Origin of the sequence: Streptomyces mashuensis (genome assembly GCF_014654785.1) — a bacterium.
In the GTDB taxonomy this organism is placed as follows: Bacteria; Actinomycetota; Actinomycetes; order Streptomycetales; family Streptomycetaceae; genus Streptomyces; species Streptomyces mashuensis.
The window spans coordinates 413354-428264 of sequence record NZ_BNBD01000002.1 but is presented as its reverse complement, the minus strand read 5'-3'; the positions used below and the strand labels follow the sequence as shown (position 1 = coordinate 428264).

Genomic DNA, 14911 nt, shown 5'->3' with positions numbered 1-14911 from the left:
AGTGCTCCTGAAAACCTTTGGTTGGTCGTTCGCCGTCACGGCGGCCGGACTGGCCTTGGCCGGCTTTCTGTGGGGGTGGCAGGGGCTGGCGATCGTCGCGATCCTCTCCGTCCTCGAGATCTCGGTCTCGTTCGACAACGCCGTCATCAACGCGGGCATCCTGCGCAAGCTGAACCCGTTCTGGCAGCGGATCTTCCTCACGGTGGGCATCCTCATCGCCGTCTTCGGCATGCGGCTGGTCTTCCCCGTCGTGATCGTGGCGATCACCGCGAAGCTGGGGCCGATCGAGGCCGTCCGCGTCGCGATCGAGGACCACGACCGCTACGAGCAGCTGGTCACCAGTGCGCACCCCGCCATCGCCGCCTACGGCGGCATGTTCCTGCTCATGATCTTCCTCGACTTCATCTTCGAGGACCGGGAGATCAAGTGGCTGGACTGGCTGGAGAAGCCGCTGGCGAAGCTCGGCAAGCTGGAGACCCTCTCCACGGTGGTCTCCCTCGTCGTCCTGCTGATCGCCGCCACCACCGTGGCCACGGCCGTCCCCGTGCACGACGGCGGCGGCACGATCGACAAGGCCGCGACGGTGCTGCTGGCCGGCATCGCCGGACTGGTGACGTACCTCGTCGTGGGCGGCATCTCGGACTTCTTCGAGAACCGGCTGGAGGAGGCCGAGGAGGACGCGGAGGACGAGGCGGAGCAGGCCGCGGCGGCGTCCGGCGGCAAGGGCGGCGCCTCCGTCGTCGGCCTGGCCGGCAAGGCCGCGTTCTTCATGTTCCTTTACCTGGAGGTCATCGACGCCTCGTTCTCCTTCGACGGCGTCATCGGTGCCTTCGCCATCACCAACGACATCTTCATGATGGCGCTGGGCCTCGGCATCGGTGCGATGTACATCCGGTCGCTGACGGTCTTCCTCGTCCGCAAGGGGACCCTGGACGACTACGTCTACCTGGAGCACGGCGCGCACTACGCGATCGGCGCGCTGGCCGTGATCCTTCTGCTCAGCATCAAGTACGAGATCAACGAGGTGATCACCGGCCTGATCGGCGTGGTGCTCATCGGCCTGTCCTACCTCTCCTCCGTGGTGCGCAACCGCAAGCAGGCGGCCAGGACCGAGACGTCCGAGGTGGCCTCCGGGGTGTGACCCCGGCACATTTGAGGAACGCTCTCACCGGGGCGGTCGTGTGGATCATCCTCACGGCCGCCCCGGTGGCATGTGCGGTCCAGGGTGGGGGTAGTCCGGCGATGACGGTCTGGGAGAAGCTCTTCGGCAACTGGGGTGGTGCGGCGGCCCGCCAGTTCGACATGGCGACCAGCGCGAGCGGAGCGGTGGAGCTCACCCGCCGCAGGCCGACGTTCTCGCTGACCAAGCAGGGGGCCATCACCGGCAACCTGCGCGTCAACCTCTCCTGGCGGATGCGGACGTCGGACTTCGACGACGGCCCCGCCTCCGGTTCGCTGCGGGAGGGACTGCGCCACCCGCTGCGGAAGTTCACGCCCCAGGTCGTACAGGCGCAGGGCCCGGCCATGGTCAACGTGGACCTCGACCTCGCCTGTATGTACGAGCTCCAGGACGGTTCCAAGGGCGTAGTGCAGCCGCTCGGCAACATACTGGGCAGCATCAACTCCCCGCCGTACGTCCAGCTGAGCGGCGACGACCGGTTCGGCTCGGGGTCGGGCGAGACGATCTACATCAACATGGACCACCGGGACGAGTTCAAGCGCCTGCTGATCTTCGTCTACATCTATGACGGGACCCCGGCCTTCGACCGTACCCACGCGATGGTGACCCTCTACCCGGGCAACGGCCCCCGACTGGAGGTCGCCCTCACGGAACGCGCGCCGGAGGCCCGGTCCTGTGCGGTCCTGCTCATCGAGAACATCAAGGGCGACATGATCGTCCGCCGTGAACTCAAGTACGTCTACGGCTTCCAGGCCGAGTTGGACCGCCTCTACGGGTGGGGCCTCCAGTGGGGCCGGGGCTACAAGTCGAAGGTCTGATCCCCGGCCAGGGCGGCCAGCCGCGTGGGATCGGTGAGGATGTCGAGGGCCGTGATGCGGCCCTCGCGAATGGTGAAGGACATGACCGACAGCGGCCGGCCCCCGGCGAACGACACCACGCCCGGCGAGCCGTTGACCAGCACGAGGCGCGCCTCCGCGGCGAAGCGGGCGAAGGCGATCGCCTGGGACGCCACGTCGGAGGCCCCCCGCTGCAGCACCCCGGGCAGCAGCGTGCCGCCGTCGGAGCGCGCGACCACGGCCGGGTCGAGGACGGCCAGCAGCGCCTCGAAGTCGCCGCCGCGGGCGGCGGCCAGGAAGGCGTCCACGACGTCGCGCTTGCGTGAGAGATCGGTGTCGGCGGCCGGGACGGCGCCCCGGACCCGGCGGCGGGCACGGCTGGCGAGCTGCCGCGTGGACACCGTGGTCCGGCCGAGGACGGGCGCGATGTCGTCGAAGGGCACGTCGAACATGTCGTGCAGGACGAACGCGAGCCGCTCGGCGGGGCTCAGCGTCTCCAGCACGATCATCAGGGCGATGCCGACCGAGTCCGCGACGAGGACCTCCTGCTCGGGGTCCACCGTGGTCAGCGGGGTGATCACCGGGTCGGGCAGCCGGACCGTCCCGTCCTGCTCCGGCAGCGGCTCCTCGCGCCGCGAGGCCCGCGAGCGCAGCATGTCCAGACAGATCCGGCCGACCACGGTGGTGAGCCAGCCCCCGAGGTTCTTCACCTCGCTCACATCGGTGCGACCGAGCCGGAACCACGCCTCCTGAACGGCGTCCTCCGCCTCGGCGAGCGACCCCAGCATCCGGTACGCCACCGCCCGCAACCCCGCCCGCTCCGCCTCGAAGCGCCCGGCCAGCAGCTCTGCCCCGTCCACCCGTCACACCCCCGCGTCGGAAACCCGGTAACCCCGGTACAGAAAACCCCCCGGTCCGCAGGGACCGGGGGGCTCCAGGAGTGGGCACAACAGGATTCGAACCTGTGACATCTGCTTTGTAAGAGCAGCGCTCTACCGCTGAGCTATGCGCCCTGGCACGAACAGACAGCCTACATGCCACCACCCCCGGCGCCGCAAACCGTTTGGGGCCCGCGCAGGGGGTCCCACCTGGGCACCTGGGGTTAACCCCACCATCGGGCGGGAGCGAGCCGTATTCCGGGTGGGGGTGGTGGATTCCTACGATCGCGGAGTCGCCCGATGTCGTTCCCGAACGGAGATCCCCATGGTCCTGCGCGCACGCCGCGTCGTCCGGCTGTCCGCCCTTCTCGCGGGGGTGGTGGTGGCCGGCAGCGGACTCACCGGGTGCGGGGCCAGCCCCGACGACGCGGCACCCGAGGACCGGACGTTCACCGTGCCCGGGAAGCACCTGACCGTCGACAGCGACAACTCGGAGCTGGAGATCGTGGCCGCCGCGGCCGACGAGCGGCAGGTCAAGGTCACCCGCTGGTTCGACGGATGGGCGGTGGGCGGGTCGGCCGGCGCGAGCTGGGACGTGAGCGGCGACACCCTCACGCTGCGGATGCACTGCACCGGCCTCACCGTGAACTGTGCCGCCAAGCACCGCGTCGAGGTGCCGCGCGGCCTCTCCGTCACCGTCAAGGACGACAACGGGGCCGTCACCGCCCGCGGCATCGGCACCGACCTGACGGTCAGCAGCAAGAACGGCCCCGTGACCGTGCGCGACGCCGGCGGAGCCCTGCGGCTGAGCACCAAGAACGGGTCCATCGACGCCCGCACGGCCGGTTCCCGCAGCATCAGCGCCACCAGCCGCAACGGCGACATATCCCTGGCGGCCGGGCGCGTCCCCGACCGGATCGAGGCCACGAACGACAACGGCGCCGTCCGCATCGACGTCCCCCGTACCCCGTACAAGGTCGACGCCTCCTCCCGCCACGGTTCGGTCGACATCGGCGTGCCCCGGGACGACGCCGCCGCCCGCACGCTCACCGCCCGGAGCCGCAACGGCAGCGTCGAAGTGCGCCCCCACGGCTGACCCTGCCGCCCGGCCGGATGGGAGAATGACACCCGGCCTGCGGCGATCCACGGGAGAGGCAAGTGAGGGCGACCTTCGCACGTACGGTGACGGCTCCGGCCCGCGAGGCGCTCGCGCTCGCCCTCCTGCCGCTCCCGCTCCTGCCCCTCCTCGTCACCGCCTTCGCCGGCGGCGGCACGCGCCGCTGGGGACGCTTCCGCGGCGAGGACCGGCGGGCCCGCGCCCAGGAGGCCAAGGACGCGGCCGCCACCGCCTTCTACGAGCTCGACACCGCCCAGCGCGACCTGCGCATCTCCATCGAGACGATCACCGCCGCCGACCCCTCGCCCGAGGCGCGCCGGGCCGCCGCCGACTTCGCCGCCTTCGGGCAGCGCATAGACGAGGCCTCCGCCGGCTATATCGACGCCGTCGACCGCTTCGACCTCGACCGCGACGACCTCGAACCCGCCACCGCCGACCGGGCCCGCACCGAGCTCGGCCGGGCCCGCGACGAGCTGCTGCGCGTCAAGGGCGACCTCGACCGCTTCGCCCAGGGCCTCGCCCCGCTGCTCGCCCGCGCCGAGGACCGGCTCGCCCAGGTCGCCCCCGCCGCCGAGCGGGCCCGGCAGGCGCTGCGCGCCGCCGCCGACGCCCTGGAGACCGTCCGCGCCGCCGGGCTGCGCTCCGACGCCCTCGCCGCCCGCCTCGCCGCGCTCGGCCCCGAGCTGACCAGGCTCAACGAGGGCGCCGGACAGCACGGCGTCCGCGAGACCGTCGAGCGCGCCGAACGCCTCGCCCGCGACGCCGAGGCCCTGCGCAGCGAGGCCGCCCAGCTGCCCGAGAAGGCCGCCGGCATCGACAAGCGGCTCGTCTCGCTGCGCACCCGCGCCCAGGCCCTGGCCACCCGCGCGGCCGGTGTCGCCCCCGTCCTCAGTGAGCTGCGCCGCCGCTACAGCGCCGCCTGCTGGCAGGACCTGCAGAACGTGCCCGAGGAGGCGGAACGCGCCGTCGCCCAGGCCGAGGAGCGGCTGGCCGAGGCCGCGGCGGCCCGCCGCGAGGAGCGCTGGGCGGACGCCACGGCGCTGCTCGCCACCGTGCGGGCGCTGCTCGGCACCAGCGACGAGGCCGTCTCCGCCGCCGGCGAGCGGCTGCGGCGGCTGGACGAGGTGGCGGCCGGCCACGAGCAGGAGGTCGAGCGGACCCGCTTCGCCCTGCGCGACGCCCAGCGGCTGGCCATGGCGGGCCGCAGCACCCCCGATCCCCGCCACGCCCGTCCCCTCGACGACGCGGTCGGGCGCCTGGAGCGGGCGGTCGCCGGCCTGGAGGGCCGTCACCCCGACTGGTGGCACTTCCTGACCGAGACGGAGGCGGTGCGGCGGACCGCGGCCCGCGTCGTCGAGCAGATCCGCGAGGAGCGCGGCGCCGGCCGGGGATGACCGGGGATGAGGGGACGAGAGGGGACGGGGGCCGCCGGGCCGTGGCTATCCTGCCCGTATGCCTCGCTACGAATACCGCTGCAAAGCGTGTGGTGACACCTTCGAGCTGAACCGGCCCATGGCGGAGTCGGGCGCGCCCGCCGTCTGCCCGGACGGGCACACCGACACCGTGAAGCTGCTGTCCACCGTCGCCGTCACCGGAACTGCCGGTTCCGCCGCGCCCGCTTCGCGTGCGGGCGGAGGCGCAGGCGGGGCCGGCGGGTGCTGCGGAGGCGGCTGCTGCGGCTGACCGCGGCCCCCGCGCTGGTCAGCCCTTCTTGCGGGCCAGCGTCACGCCGTCCGCGATGGTCAGCATCACCGACTCCATCCGCTCGTCGGCCGCCGCGTGCTCGTTGAACCGTCTGATGTCCGCGCCCCGCCCGCTGGTGGCGGAGGTGTCGAGGACCTCGCCGAACATGAAGACGTTGTCGACGACGATCAGGCCGCCGGGCCGCAGCCGCGGCACCAGCTCCTCCCAGTAGTCGACGTACCCGTCCTTGTTCGCGTCGAGGAACGCCAGATCGATGTGCGGCTCGGCGGGCATGGCCCGCAGCGACTCCAGTGCGGGCCCTATGCGCAGCTCCACCCTGTCCGCCACACCGGCCTTGGCCCACGCCTCCCGGGCGTGGGCCGTCCACTCCTCCGACACGTCGAGCGCGATCAGCCGCCCGTCCTCGGGCAGCGCCTGCGCCATCGACAGCGAGGACATGCCGGTGAACGTGCCGACCTCCACGATGTGCCGGGCGCCGGTGAGGCGGACCAGGAACGCCAGCAAGGGCCCCTGCGTCTGGGCGATCTGCATGACGGCGTCGTCGGGGAACAGGGCGCGGGTGGTCTCCACCAGCCCCTGCTGCACGGGGTCCGGCTGCGGGTTGTGGGCGAGGACGTACGCGTACAGCTCGGGGGTGACCGGGGTGTTCTCGAACGCGGGCACGTGACCTCCCAGGAGGGTGTGGGACGAGATCCGCGCCCGAGCCTACGGTGCCGAGCCCGTCACCACGAGACCTTCACCGGCGGCTCCTCCCCGTGCCCCGCCGTCCGCGCCGCTCGCGGCGGACAGCTCCGCCGTGAACGCCCGCAGGATCTCCTCGCCCGCCGCGACGCCGCGCGTGCGCAACGCAGTGACGTGCGGCGCGGTCCAGCCCTCGTCGGCCAGTTCGCCGTGGCCCGGCCGCCAGGCCCGGTCGGCGGCGAGCAGCAGGTCGGCGTCCAGCAGCGAGTCGCCGGCGGCCAGGACGCGGCCGGCGCCCATGCGCCGTACGACCTCGGCCACCGCCGCGCTCTTGGTGAGCGGCGCCGGTACGGCGTACACCTTGCGGCCCTGGAGCGACACCGTCCAGCCGTGCCCGGCCGCCCAGCCGGCCAGGTCCGTCACCCACTGCCGCGGCAGCCGGTCGCGGTCCACGACCAGGTACGCGAACAGCCCCGCCGCGGTGCGTTCCTTGAGGAGCCAGGCGGGATCGGCGGTACGGACGAGGCGCTCGCGCACCTCCGCCAGCGGGGCGCACTCGGCGGCCAGCGCGCCGGCCACGTGCGCCCGCCACTCGGGGTCCGGCGTACCGCGCACCAGCAGTTCGCCGCCGTTGGCGCAGATCGCGTACTCGGGCGGCGGGCCGGGCAGCTGCACGCGCGCGTACTGCTCGGGCGTGCGCGTGGTGACGGGCACGAAGGCGCCCGCCGCGGACAGCTCCGCCAGCAGGGCCGCCGCGGCCTCCGTCAGGTACGACAGGGGGCGCTGCTCGTACACCTCCACGCACAGCAGGCGCGGCGCCTGCTCGTCCGGGCCGGTCAGGGCGAGCGCGGCGGTGGAGTAGATGAGCGTGCGGTCCAGGTCGCTGGCGACCAGCACGGGGGCCGGGGCGGGGGCCGGGGTCCGGGAGGTCACCGGGCCTGCACCGCCTTGCCGTCGGCGCCGGTGGCCCCGCGCGTGTAGCGCGGGTGGATCAGGCCGACGCAGCTGTAGGGCAGCCCGTCGGCCTCCTCCACCGGCACGCCGCGCTGCTCGGCCAGCAGCCGTACGTGGTCCAGGTCGGTGCCCGCGCCGGGCCGGGCCAGGACCTTCCACGGCACGCGGCGCAGCAGGACGCGTGTGGTCTCGCCGACGCCGGGCTTGACCAGGTTGACGTCGTCGATGCCGTACGCGGCGCTGATCCGCTCCACGGCGGCCCACCCCTCCCACGTGGGCGTGCGGTCGGCGGCGGCCGTCTCCTTGGCGGCGCGGGCCACGGCGTCGCCGATGCCGGGGAAGTGGTCGCAGACGGTCTCGACGAAGGAGCGGCTGACGTCGGCGGCCGCCAGCTCCCGGTAGAACTTCGCGCCGTGGAAGTCGTGCGGGCCGACCAGGTCGTCCCGCAGGACGGTGCGTGAGATCAGGCCGGACACCGTGGAGTTGAGGCAGGCGGAGGGGATGAGGAAGTCGTCGCGCGTGCCGTAGGTGTCCACGCAGTGGCCGGGGTCGGCGAGAACGGCCGGGCGCGGGTCGAAGCCGGGGAACTCCCGGAGGGCCTCGGCGAGTTCACGGGTGATGGCGCCCTTGCCCGTCCAGCCGTCGACGAACACGACGTCGGCCGGGTCGTGGTGGGCGGCGATCCAGCGCAGGGCGTTGGCGTCGATGCCGCGGCCGCGCACGATGGAGACGGCGTAGTGCGGCAGGTCCAGGCCGTGCGCGTGCCGCGCCCAGCGGCGCATCAGGATGCCGACGGGCGTGCCGGCACGGGCCAGGGAGACCAGCACCGGGCGGGGGGAGCGCTCGGCGAGCACGGTCTCGGTGACCACGCCGGCCGCTTCCGCGACACGGCCGGCCGACGCCTCCAGCGCCGCCCGGTACAGCGCCTGGTAGGCGGGGCTCGGCTGGTACTCGACGGGCAGCGACTCCGCGTAGTGCGCGCCGCCGCTCTGCACGGCCTCCTCGCGCTCCTCGGTGGGCGCCTCCAGCGCCACGCCGGACAGGTCCTGGAGCAGCCAGCCGACGTCCTCCGGCGCGTAGGAGGAGAAGGCGGGGCCGCGCAGCGGCTCGGGCAGGGCGGCGGCCATGGGCGGGGCGACCTCGGGGGCGTGGGAGGGAACGGACGGGACGTAGGAAGGCAGGGTGACCAGCAGGACCTGGCCGGTGTGGCCGGCGAGGGCGTCCAGCAGGCCGCCGGGGGCGTGCAGGGCCGGGGTGTCGCCGACGGAGTCGGTGACGGCGACGACGGCGTCGAAGCCGCCGCCCGCCACGTTGTACGCGTAGCGCTCACCGGTGGTTTCGCCGGGCGGGGTGTCGTGCGCGGGGAACACCAGGCGGGAACGGATCGCGTAGCCCGGGTCGTCGACCGGGAGGACGGGGGAGCGGGTGGTGGTCGAGAACAGCACCTCGGCCGTGGTCCGCTGCGCCAGGGCCTCCGCCAGCCGCAGCGGCGCGTACATCAGCTCCTCGGTGCCGAGGACGAGTACGCGCGCGGCACCGGCCGGGAGGGCGTCCCGCAGCCGGCCGGCCATTCCCGGAAGGGCGGCCTCCAGCGTGGCGCGGTGGGCCGGTGTGAAGCCGTGCCGGCCGCCGTCGGGCAGCCCGGCGGGCCAGTCCAGGCCGACCCGGGTGATCCGTCCGCCCCCGGTCACCTTCGTGTGGCGGTCCGGGCCGCCGTGGGCCTCGACCAGCGCGCGCCCGCGCTCAAGGACGTCCGCCGGGAGGCGGACGGTACCCGTGGCCAGCGCGACGACGTCGACGCGCGCCCCCAGCTCCGCCGCGAACTCCCGCAGCCGCTCCCGGTCGGCCGCGTCGCGCAGGTCGACCAGGGCCACCACCACGTACCGTTCGCGGGGGAAGCGGGCGTGCAGCGCCGCGATCGTGTTGCGGACCGTGCGGCCCGTCGAGAACTCGTCGTCGACCAGCACGAGCGGGCCGCCGCCGGCGAGGAGGGCGGGATCCTCCGGCAGCAGCAGGTGCGACGTGGCGTGGCTGTGCTCCTCCTCGAAGCCGCCGACCGGGCGGCTGTCCGGCACCGCGCGCCGCGTGGAGTGCAGGTAGGGGACGGGGCCCAGGCCGTCGGCGACGGCATGGCCGAGCGCCGTGGCGGTCTCCGCGTAGCCGAGGACGACGGCACGGTCCGCCTCCCGCCCGCCCAGCAGCTCCCGCACCCGGCGGCCGAGGCCGGCGCCGGACCCGTACACCACCGAGGGGCGCTGCGGGACGTGCTTGCCGAGGACGTTGGACACCAGCAGGTGGGCCCGCTTGGGGTTGCGCCGCAGGGCGAGGCCCAGGAGCTCCTTCAGGGCGGGGTCGCCGGCGGGCTCGACGCCCAGCCGGTCCGCCACCCACTGCCCGGACCAGACGGCCGGCCGTTCCTCCACAGGGCTCTCCATGTTCGTGATGTTCGTGTGGGCGGCGTTCGTGTGGGCGTTCGCCTGTGTGTTCGCGTGTGCGTTCGTGTTCATGCGTCCGCTTCCCCGTCCCGCAGCCCCGCCGCCAGCAGCTCGACGAAGCTCACGTCCTCGCGCGCGACGCCGAACACCTCGGCGCGGAGCATGGTGCGCTCGGCCCATGCGCGGTGCGGCTTCACCTCGTTCATCTTGTTGGTGTACGCGGAGCGCAGCACGCCGCCCCCGCCGCTCTCCGGCCGCAGGATGTCCTCGGCGTCGCTGAACTCCTCGTGGCTGACGACGGACAGGGCGTGGACGGGGGCCACATGGGTGGGATGGATGCAGGTCTTGCCCTGGAGGCCGTTGGCCCGGTCGAGCTGGATCTCGCGCAGCAGGCCGTCCATGTCGTGCTCGATCAGCGCGGTGCGCAGGGCCTCGGCCGGGCCGGCGAAGGGGCTGCGGCGCAGCTGTGGCTTGAACATGCGCTCCGGCTGCGGGAAGTACTCCCAGACCGGGCCGGTGACGGTGAAGCCGCTGCCGTCGGCGCGCCCCAGCACGTTGACGACGTCGCCGATGACGGAGGCGACGAGATGGACGTCGTACGCGGTCATGTCGGGCGCGCGGCGCAGGCCGTAGGCCGAGCAGAAGTCGGTGACGCCCAGGCGCAGGGCGAGGACGCGGTCGCGGTACTTCTCGACGGCGCGCGCTATGCCCGTCAGGGTGTCGGTGCGCGTCTCCAGGTGGAGCAGCTCGGGGGACTCCAGGACGGGCATGGCGAACAGCCGCTGCCCGTGCTCGGCTTCGGCGGCGGCCAGCGCCTCCAGGAACGGCAGGCCGCGGTCCTCGGTGAACTTGGGCAGGACGAAGCCGGAGAGCAGACGGGCGGCGGGGCCGAGGCGGGCGGTGAGCCGGGGGATCTGGCCGGGCTCGCGGACCCGGACGAAGAGCAGCGGCAGCGCCGGTGCCGCGCCGTCCGTGGCGAGCTCCGTCAGCTGGCGCACCAGGTTGTCCTCGGCGGCGGGCACCTCCGCGTCGGCGATGGAGTCCTCCAGGCACAGCACCATGGAGACCACGCCGCGCCGGGCCTGCTTGACGACGTCCCGGGCGAGGGCGGGGCGCGTGGCGGGGCAGTAGAGGGTGGCGCCGAGGGCGACGGAGAGCGTACGGGCGGGGGAGCCGGCGTGGAACTCGCCCGGCTCGCGGTGGAACAGCCTGCGCCGCACCGCCGGCGGAAGGTGTCCGAAATGCCTCATAGCTCTCCCCAGTCCCGCGGCCTGAACACTCCCCTCCGGTCGCTGCCGGCGCCGGTTCCGAGGTGGAGTCCAGGTCGGTTTCCGGCCGTACCGGCGGGAGGTGGCCGCCTATCGTACGTCCGGGGGTGGGTCAAGAGTTCCCCAAGGAGATGAAAAACCCATGACCTGCACAGATTGTTCGGGTAAAGGTGCGGGCGGCCGAAGGGTCGCACGGTCGCGGCCCGGGGAACCCCCCTGCGTTGTTCCCCGGCCACGGGGGAGGGCAGGATTGCGGACATGACGCACGCGATGCTGAAGGGGTCGAACATCCCGCTCGAGGCCCCCGCCGTGCGGGCCGTCCTGCGCTGGACCCCCGGCCCGGGCGTCCCGGACGTGGACGCCTCCGCCCTCCTGCTGGGCGACGACGGCCGCGTGCGCTCGGACGAGGACTTCGTCTTCTACAACCAGCCCCGCCACCCCTCCGGCCTGGTCCGGCACCTGCGCAAGAAGCGGCTGGTGGAGGGGGCCACGGACTCCCTGGAGGCGGACCTCACCGCGCTGGAGGCGGCGGTGGCCCGTGTGGTGCTGGCGGCCTCCGCCGACGGCGGCGCGTTCGGCCAGGTCAAGGACCTGTGCCTGCTGGTGTACGACGCCCGGGACGAGGTGGGCGCGGCGGACAGCGTGCCCATCGCCCGGTTCGACGTGCGGCCGGAAACGGGCGACGAGACCGCGATGCTGTGCGGCGAGCTCTACCGGCGCGGGGACGGCTGGAAGTTCCGCGCGCTGGGACAGGGCTACGCCTCGGGGCTGCTGGGCCTCGCCACGGAGTTCGGCATCACGGTGGAGGAGGACGGCGGCGAGGGCGACGCCGACGAGGGTGCGGAGGGGGCCCGGGACGCGGACGGGACGGTTCCGCCGGCCGGGGCCGCCGGCCGTGCCGCGGACGAGATGTCCGGGCCGGCCAGCCCGCCCGTGAGCGCGCCGGCCGGCTACCCGCCGCCGCCCAGCGTGCCGCCGGTCGTCCCGGCACAGCCGGCCTACGGTTACCCGCACTACGCGCCGCCGCCGCCGGCGGGCCGGCCCGCGTACGGGTACCCGCAGCAGCACACGTCACCGCACTCGCCGCAGCCGTCGTACGGCTATCCGCAGCAGCAGCCCCCGCTGCCGGACCCGGGCTTCAGCCTGCCGCTCCAGGGACCGCAGTTCCTGCCGCAGCGGACGGGGCACGCGGGCGGCTGAAGGCGGGGCCGGTGCCGGGGCCGGGGCAGGGGGCGGCGGGGCCGGGCGGGGTGGTTCAGGACACCGCCTCGTAGAGGCTGAACCCGGCCAGCGCCAGCATCACCAGGGCCGCCACCTTGGTGATCAGCTTCAGGGGGACGACGCGAAGGAGCGTGCGGCCGCCCACGATGCCGAGGCCGGCCACCGCCCACAGGGCTGCCACCGCGCCGAGGCCGACGGAGAGCGGGTCGTCGTAGCGGGCGGCGAGGTTGGCCGTCATGATCTGCGTGAGGTCGCCGAACTCGGCGACGAGGATCAGCATGAAGCCCGCGCCCGAGACCTTCCAGAACGACTGGTCGGCCGGGCGGGGCGCCTCGTCCTCGTCGTCGTCCTTCTTCCACAGCAGCATGGCCGCGCCGGCCAGGAAGAGCACGCCGACGACGGCCTGCACCAGGCGGTGGGGCAGCAGCGTCAGGACGCTGCCCGCGGCGATGGCCAGGGCGACGTGGACGGCGAAGGCCGCGGCGACGCCGGCGAAGACGTAGGAGGCGCGGTAGCGCGTGCCGAGCATGAGGCCGGCCAGGGCGGTCTTGTCGGGCAGCTCGGCCAGGAAGATCACGCCGAAGACGAGCGCGGCGACGGTGATGCTGAACACAGGGACGGATTCCTCTGTCGGTGGGGCCACCGCACCGACGGGACCAGCGGAATGCGGGGTCGCTTCGGCACGGCAGCGTCGTGGACACTGCGGCCGAAGGTCTCGCTGGCCGGCCGGGCCGCCTGACGCGGTCTCCGTACGGCCTCCGGGCGCCGGCTGAGCGTGCTCAGCAGTATGTCGACGGTCCGGCGAAGAGCTACTCCCCTTCTGCTCCCCCCAGGGTACGGGACCGGTGCAGCAGACCGCGCGCCACGAGCTCCAGCACCACCGCCACGGCGACCGCCTGCACCGCCATCAGCGCGACCAGCACGAACAGCTGCACCACGCCCGCCTGCACCGGGGACGCGCCACCCAGCAGCATGCCCACGAAGGCGCCCGGGAGTGTGACGAGTCCCACAGTCCGCGTCTGGTCCAGGCCGGGCAGCAGGGCGTCGGCGGCGGCCGGCCGGGCGATCTCCAGCCGGGCGTCGCGGGGCAGCAGGCCCAGCGCCAGCGCCGCGTCGACCTCGCCGTGCCGGGTGCGCAGCTCGTCCAGGGCGCGCCGCCCGGCGAGCACGGTGGCCGTGAGCGCGCCGCCGATGAGGATGCCGGTCACCGGGATCAGGGCGACGCCCTTGAGCGGCACCAGCCCCGTCAGCAGCAGTGCGGCCACCACCGGCAGCACCCCCGCCGCGACCGGCGCGGCCGCCCACCACCACGTGCGGTTGTCCGTCACGCGCCGGCCGGCCGTGCGGACGGCCACGGCGAACATCACGAGGAGGAAGCACAGCAGCGCCGGGACGGCCCGGACCACCCACCCGATCAGGAGGGAGACGACGGCCAGCTGTACCGCCGCGCGCAGCCCGGCGAAGGCGATCGCGCGGGCGTAGCCGCGCTCCCGTACGTCCGCCAGGCGGGCCACGGCGGCGACGGTCACGGCGAGCGCGAGCAGGAGGGCGAGGACCACGCCCAGGGTGGTGTTCGCGGGCAGCAGGGCGTCGGCGGCGAGCACGCGGCCACCCTACGGCCCGGCGGGGCGGCTGAGCTGGCGCGGCGTCAGTTCCCGCGCCCAACAGGAGGGATGGCCTCCGCTACCCGGCGCATTTCACGTCCGCGAACCCTTGCCTTGACATGGCCGCGTCGCCATCCTGTCACCTGACGACCACCCCCCGGACATCCGTCGTCGCGATCCTGACCGCGTTTCGCCTTTCTTGCTCTCTTCTGCTCTTCCTCGCTCACGCGGTCGTTCCCGTCCTTCCCTCACCCTCAAGGGAGTTCCCATGCCCGGACTGCGCGCCTCCTCCGCCACGCCCGGCGTCTACGCGCGTCGTAGCGTCCTCACCGGTGCGCGCCGCACCGCCGTCGCCGCCGCCTCGCTCGCGGCCCTGACCGGCGTGCTGGTGCTCGACGGCCCCGCCGCCCAGGCCGCGCCGCCCACCCCGCCGGACGCCGCCACCGCCCGCGCCGAGCTGGCGAAGCTGACCGTGCAGCCCGAGGGCTCGATGGACGGCTACAGCCGCGCCAAGTTCCCGCACTGGTCGACCCAGTACGGGCAGTGCAACACCCGTGAGGTCGTGCTCAAGCGCGACGGCGAGAACGTCGAGCAGGACGACCGCTGCGCCGCCGTCTCGGGCACCTGGTACTCCCCGTACGACGGTGCCACCTGGACCGACGCCCAGGACATCGACATCGACCACATCGTCCCGTTGGCCCAGGCGTGGCGCTCGGGCGCCAGCTCGTGGACCACGGCGCAGCGCCAGGCGTTCGCCAACGACCTCAAGCGTCCGCAGCTGATCGCCGTCACCGACCGGGTCAACCAGGAAAAGGGCGACAAGGACCCCGCGCAGTGGCTGCCGCCGCTGAAGTCGTACCGCTGTACGTACGCGCAGATGTGGGTCTCGGTGAAGTACGACTACAAGCTGACCGTCGACTCCGCCGAAAAGGCCGCTCTGACGGGCATCCTCAACGGCTGCTGAGAGCCGCACGCGGACGGCAGCCGGCCGGCCCCGGCTTCGCTGGGGCCGGCCGGGAATGTTGCGGCTTCA

14 protein-coding genes and 1 tRNA gene are annotated in these 14911 nt (G+C 73.7%); 7 read left to right on the top strand and 8 right to left on the bottom strand.

All coding sequences use genetic code 11. From position 1 onward, the window contains the following. Position 1: 1 nt before the first annotated feature. On the top strand, positions 2-1141 hold the full coding sequence (locus IE305_RS07155; RefSeq protein ID WP_190128580.1) for a DUF475 domain-containing protein: 1140 nt from the start codon (positions 2-4) through the stop codon (positions 1139-1141). Between the two features lie 101 nt (positions 1142-1242). Continuing rightward, positions 1243-1998 carry a TerD family protein gene (locus IE305_RS07150; protein WP_190128579.1) on the top strand — a complete coding sequence of 252 codons (756 nt, stop codon included), beginning with the start codon at positions 1243-1245 and terminating at the stop codon, positions 1996-1998. On the opposite strand, the gene IE305_RS07145 is transcribed toward IE305_RS07150, so the two are convergent. After that, entirely contained in the window at positions 1980-2876 is an 897-nt protein-coding gene (locus IE305_RS07145) for a sigma-70 family RNA polymerase sigma factor (protein ID WP_190128578.1), read from the bottom strand. The genes IE305_RS07150 and IE305_RS07145 overlap by 19 nt on opposite strands. A gap of 81 nt (positions 2877-2957) precedes the next feature. Next, a tRNA-Val gene (locus IE305_RS07140) sits at positions 2958-3029 on the bottom strand. Positions 3030-3219: 190 nt separating this feature from the next. Here IE305_RS07140 and IE305_RS07135 point away from each other — a divergent pair. The 3 genes from IE305_RS07135 (at position 3220) to IE305_RS07125 (ending at position 5694) form a co-directional block, all read left to right on the top strand. Beyond that, positions 3220-3990 carry a DUF4097 family beta strand repeat-containing protein gene (locus IE305_RS07135; protein ID WP_190128577.1) on the top strand — a complete coding sequence of 257 codons (771 nt, stop codon included), beginning with the start codon at positions 3220-3222 and terminating at the stop codon, positions 3988-3990. 62 nt (positions 3991-4052) lie between these two features. Then, on the top strand, positions 4053-5405 hold the full coding sequence (locus IE305_RS07130; protein ID WP_229890675.1) for a coiled-coil domain-containing protein: 1353 nt from the start codon (positions 4053-4055) through the stop codon (positions 5403-5405). Positions 5406-5463: 58 nt separating this feature from the next. Beyond that, the gene (locus IE305_RS07125) at positions 5464-5694 is read left to right on the top strand and encodes an FmdB family zinc ribbon protein (RefSeq protein WP_190128576.1); all 231 of its coding nucleotides are present in this window, start codon (positions 5464-5466) and stop codon (positions 5692-5694) included. An 18-nt stretch (positions 5695-5712) separates the two neighbouring features. Here IE305_RS07125 and IE305_RS07120 read toward each other — a convergent pair whose 3' ends face one another. The 4 genes from IE305_RS07120 to IE305_RS07105 all read right to left on the bottom strand — a co-directional run bounded on the left by IE305_RS07120 (position 5713) and on the right by IE305_RS07105 (position 11035). Next, positions 5713-6378: an O-methyltransferase gene (locus IE305_RS07120; protein WP_190128575.1), complete on the bottom strand. Its 666-nt coding sequence runs from the start codon at positions 6376-6378 to the stop codon at positions 5713-5715. Between the two features lie 42 nt (positions 6379-6420). After that, positions 6421-7329 carry an HAD family hydrolase gene (locus IE305_RS07115; RefSeq protein WP_229890674.1) on the bottom strand — a complete coding sequence of 303 codons (909 nt, stop codon included), beginning with the start codon at positions 7327-7329 and terminating at the stop codon, positions 6421-6423. Further along, on the bottom strand, positions 7326-9785 hold the full coding sequence (locus IE305_RS07110; protein ID WP_190128976.1) for a phosphoribosyltransferase: 2460 nt from the start codon (positions 9783-9785) through the stop codon (positions 7326-7328). The genes IE305_RS07115 and IE305_RS07110 overlap by 4 nt, the downstream gene beginning before the upstream one ends. Positions 9786-9853: 68 nt before the next feature. Then, positions 9854-11035, bottom strand: coding sequence for an HpcH/HpaI aldolase/citrate lyase family protein (locus tag IE305_RS07105; RefSeq protein ID WP_190128574.1), 1182 nt, complete (start codon positions 11033-11035; stop codon positions 9854-9856). A 276-nt stretch (positions 11036-11311) separates the two neighbouring features. Here IE305_RS07105 and IE305_RS07100 point away from each other — a divergent pair, with 276 nt between their 5' ends. Continuing rightward, a complete protein-coding gene (locus tag IE305_RS07100) occupies positions 11312-12253 on the top strand; it encodes a TerD family protein (protein ID WP_190128573.1) in 942 nt (313 codons plus the stop codon). A gap of 55 nt (positions 12254-12308) precedes the next feature. Here the strand turns inward: IE305_RS07100 and IE305_RS07095 are convergent, their stop codons facing one another. Beyond that, positions 12309-12887, bottom strand: a complete 579-nt coding sequence (locus IE305_RS07095; RefSeq protein WP_190128572.1) for a TMEM165/GDT1 family protein — start codon at positions 12885-12887, stop codon at positions 12309-12311. 196 nt (positions 12888-13083) lie between these two features. Then, positions 13084-13878 carry an ABC transporter permease gene (locus IE305_RS07090; protein ID WP_229890673.1) on the bottom strand — a complete coding sequence of 265 codons (795 nt, stop codon included), beginning with the start codon at positions 13876-13878 and terminating at the stop codon, positions 13084-13086. Between the two features lie 268 nt (positions 13879-14146). On the opposite strand from IE305_RS07090, the gene IE305_RS07085 reads away from it, so the two are divergent. Continuing rightward, a complete protein-coding gene (locus IE305_RS07085) occupies positions 14147-14842 on the top strand; it encodes an HNH endonuclease family protein (RefSeq protein WP_190128571.1) in 696 nt (231 codons plus the stop codon). Positions 14843-14911 lie beyond the last annotated feature (69 nt).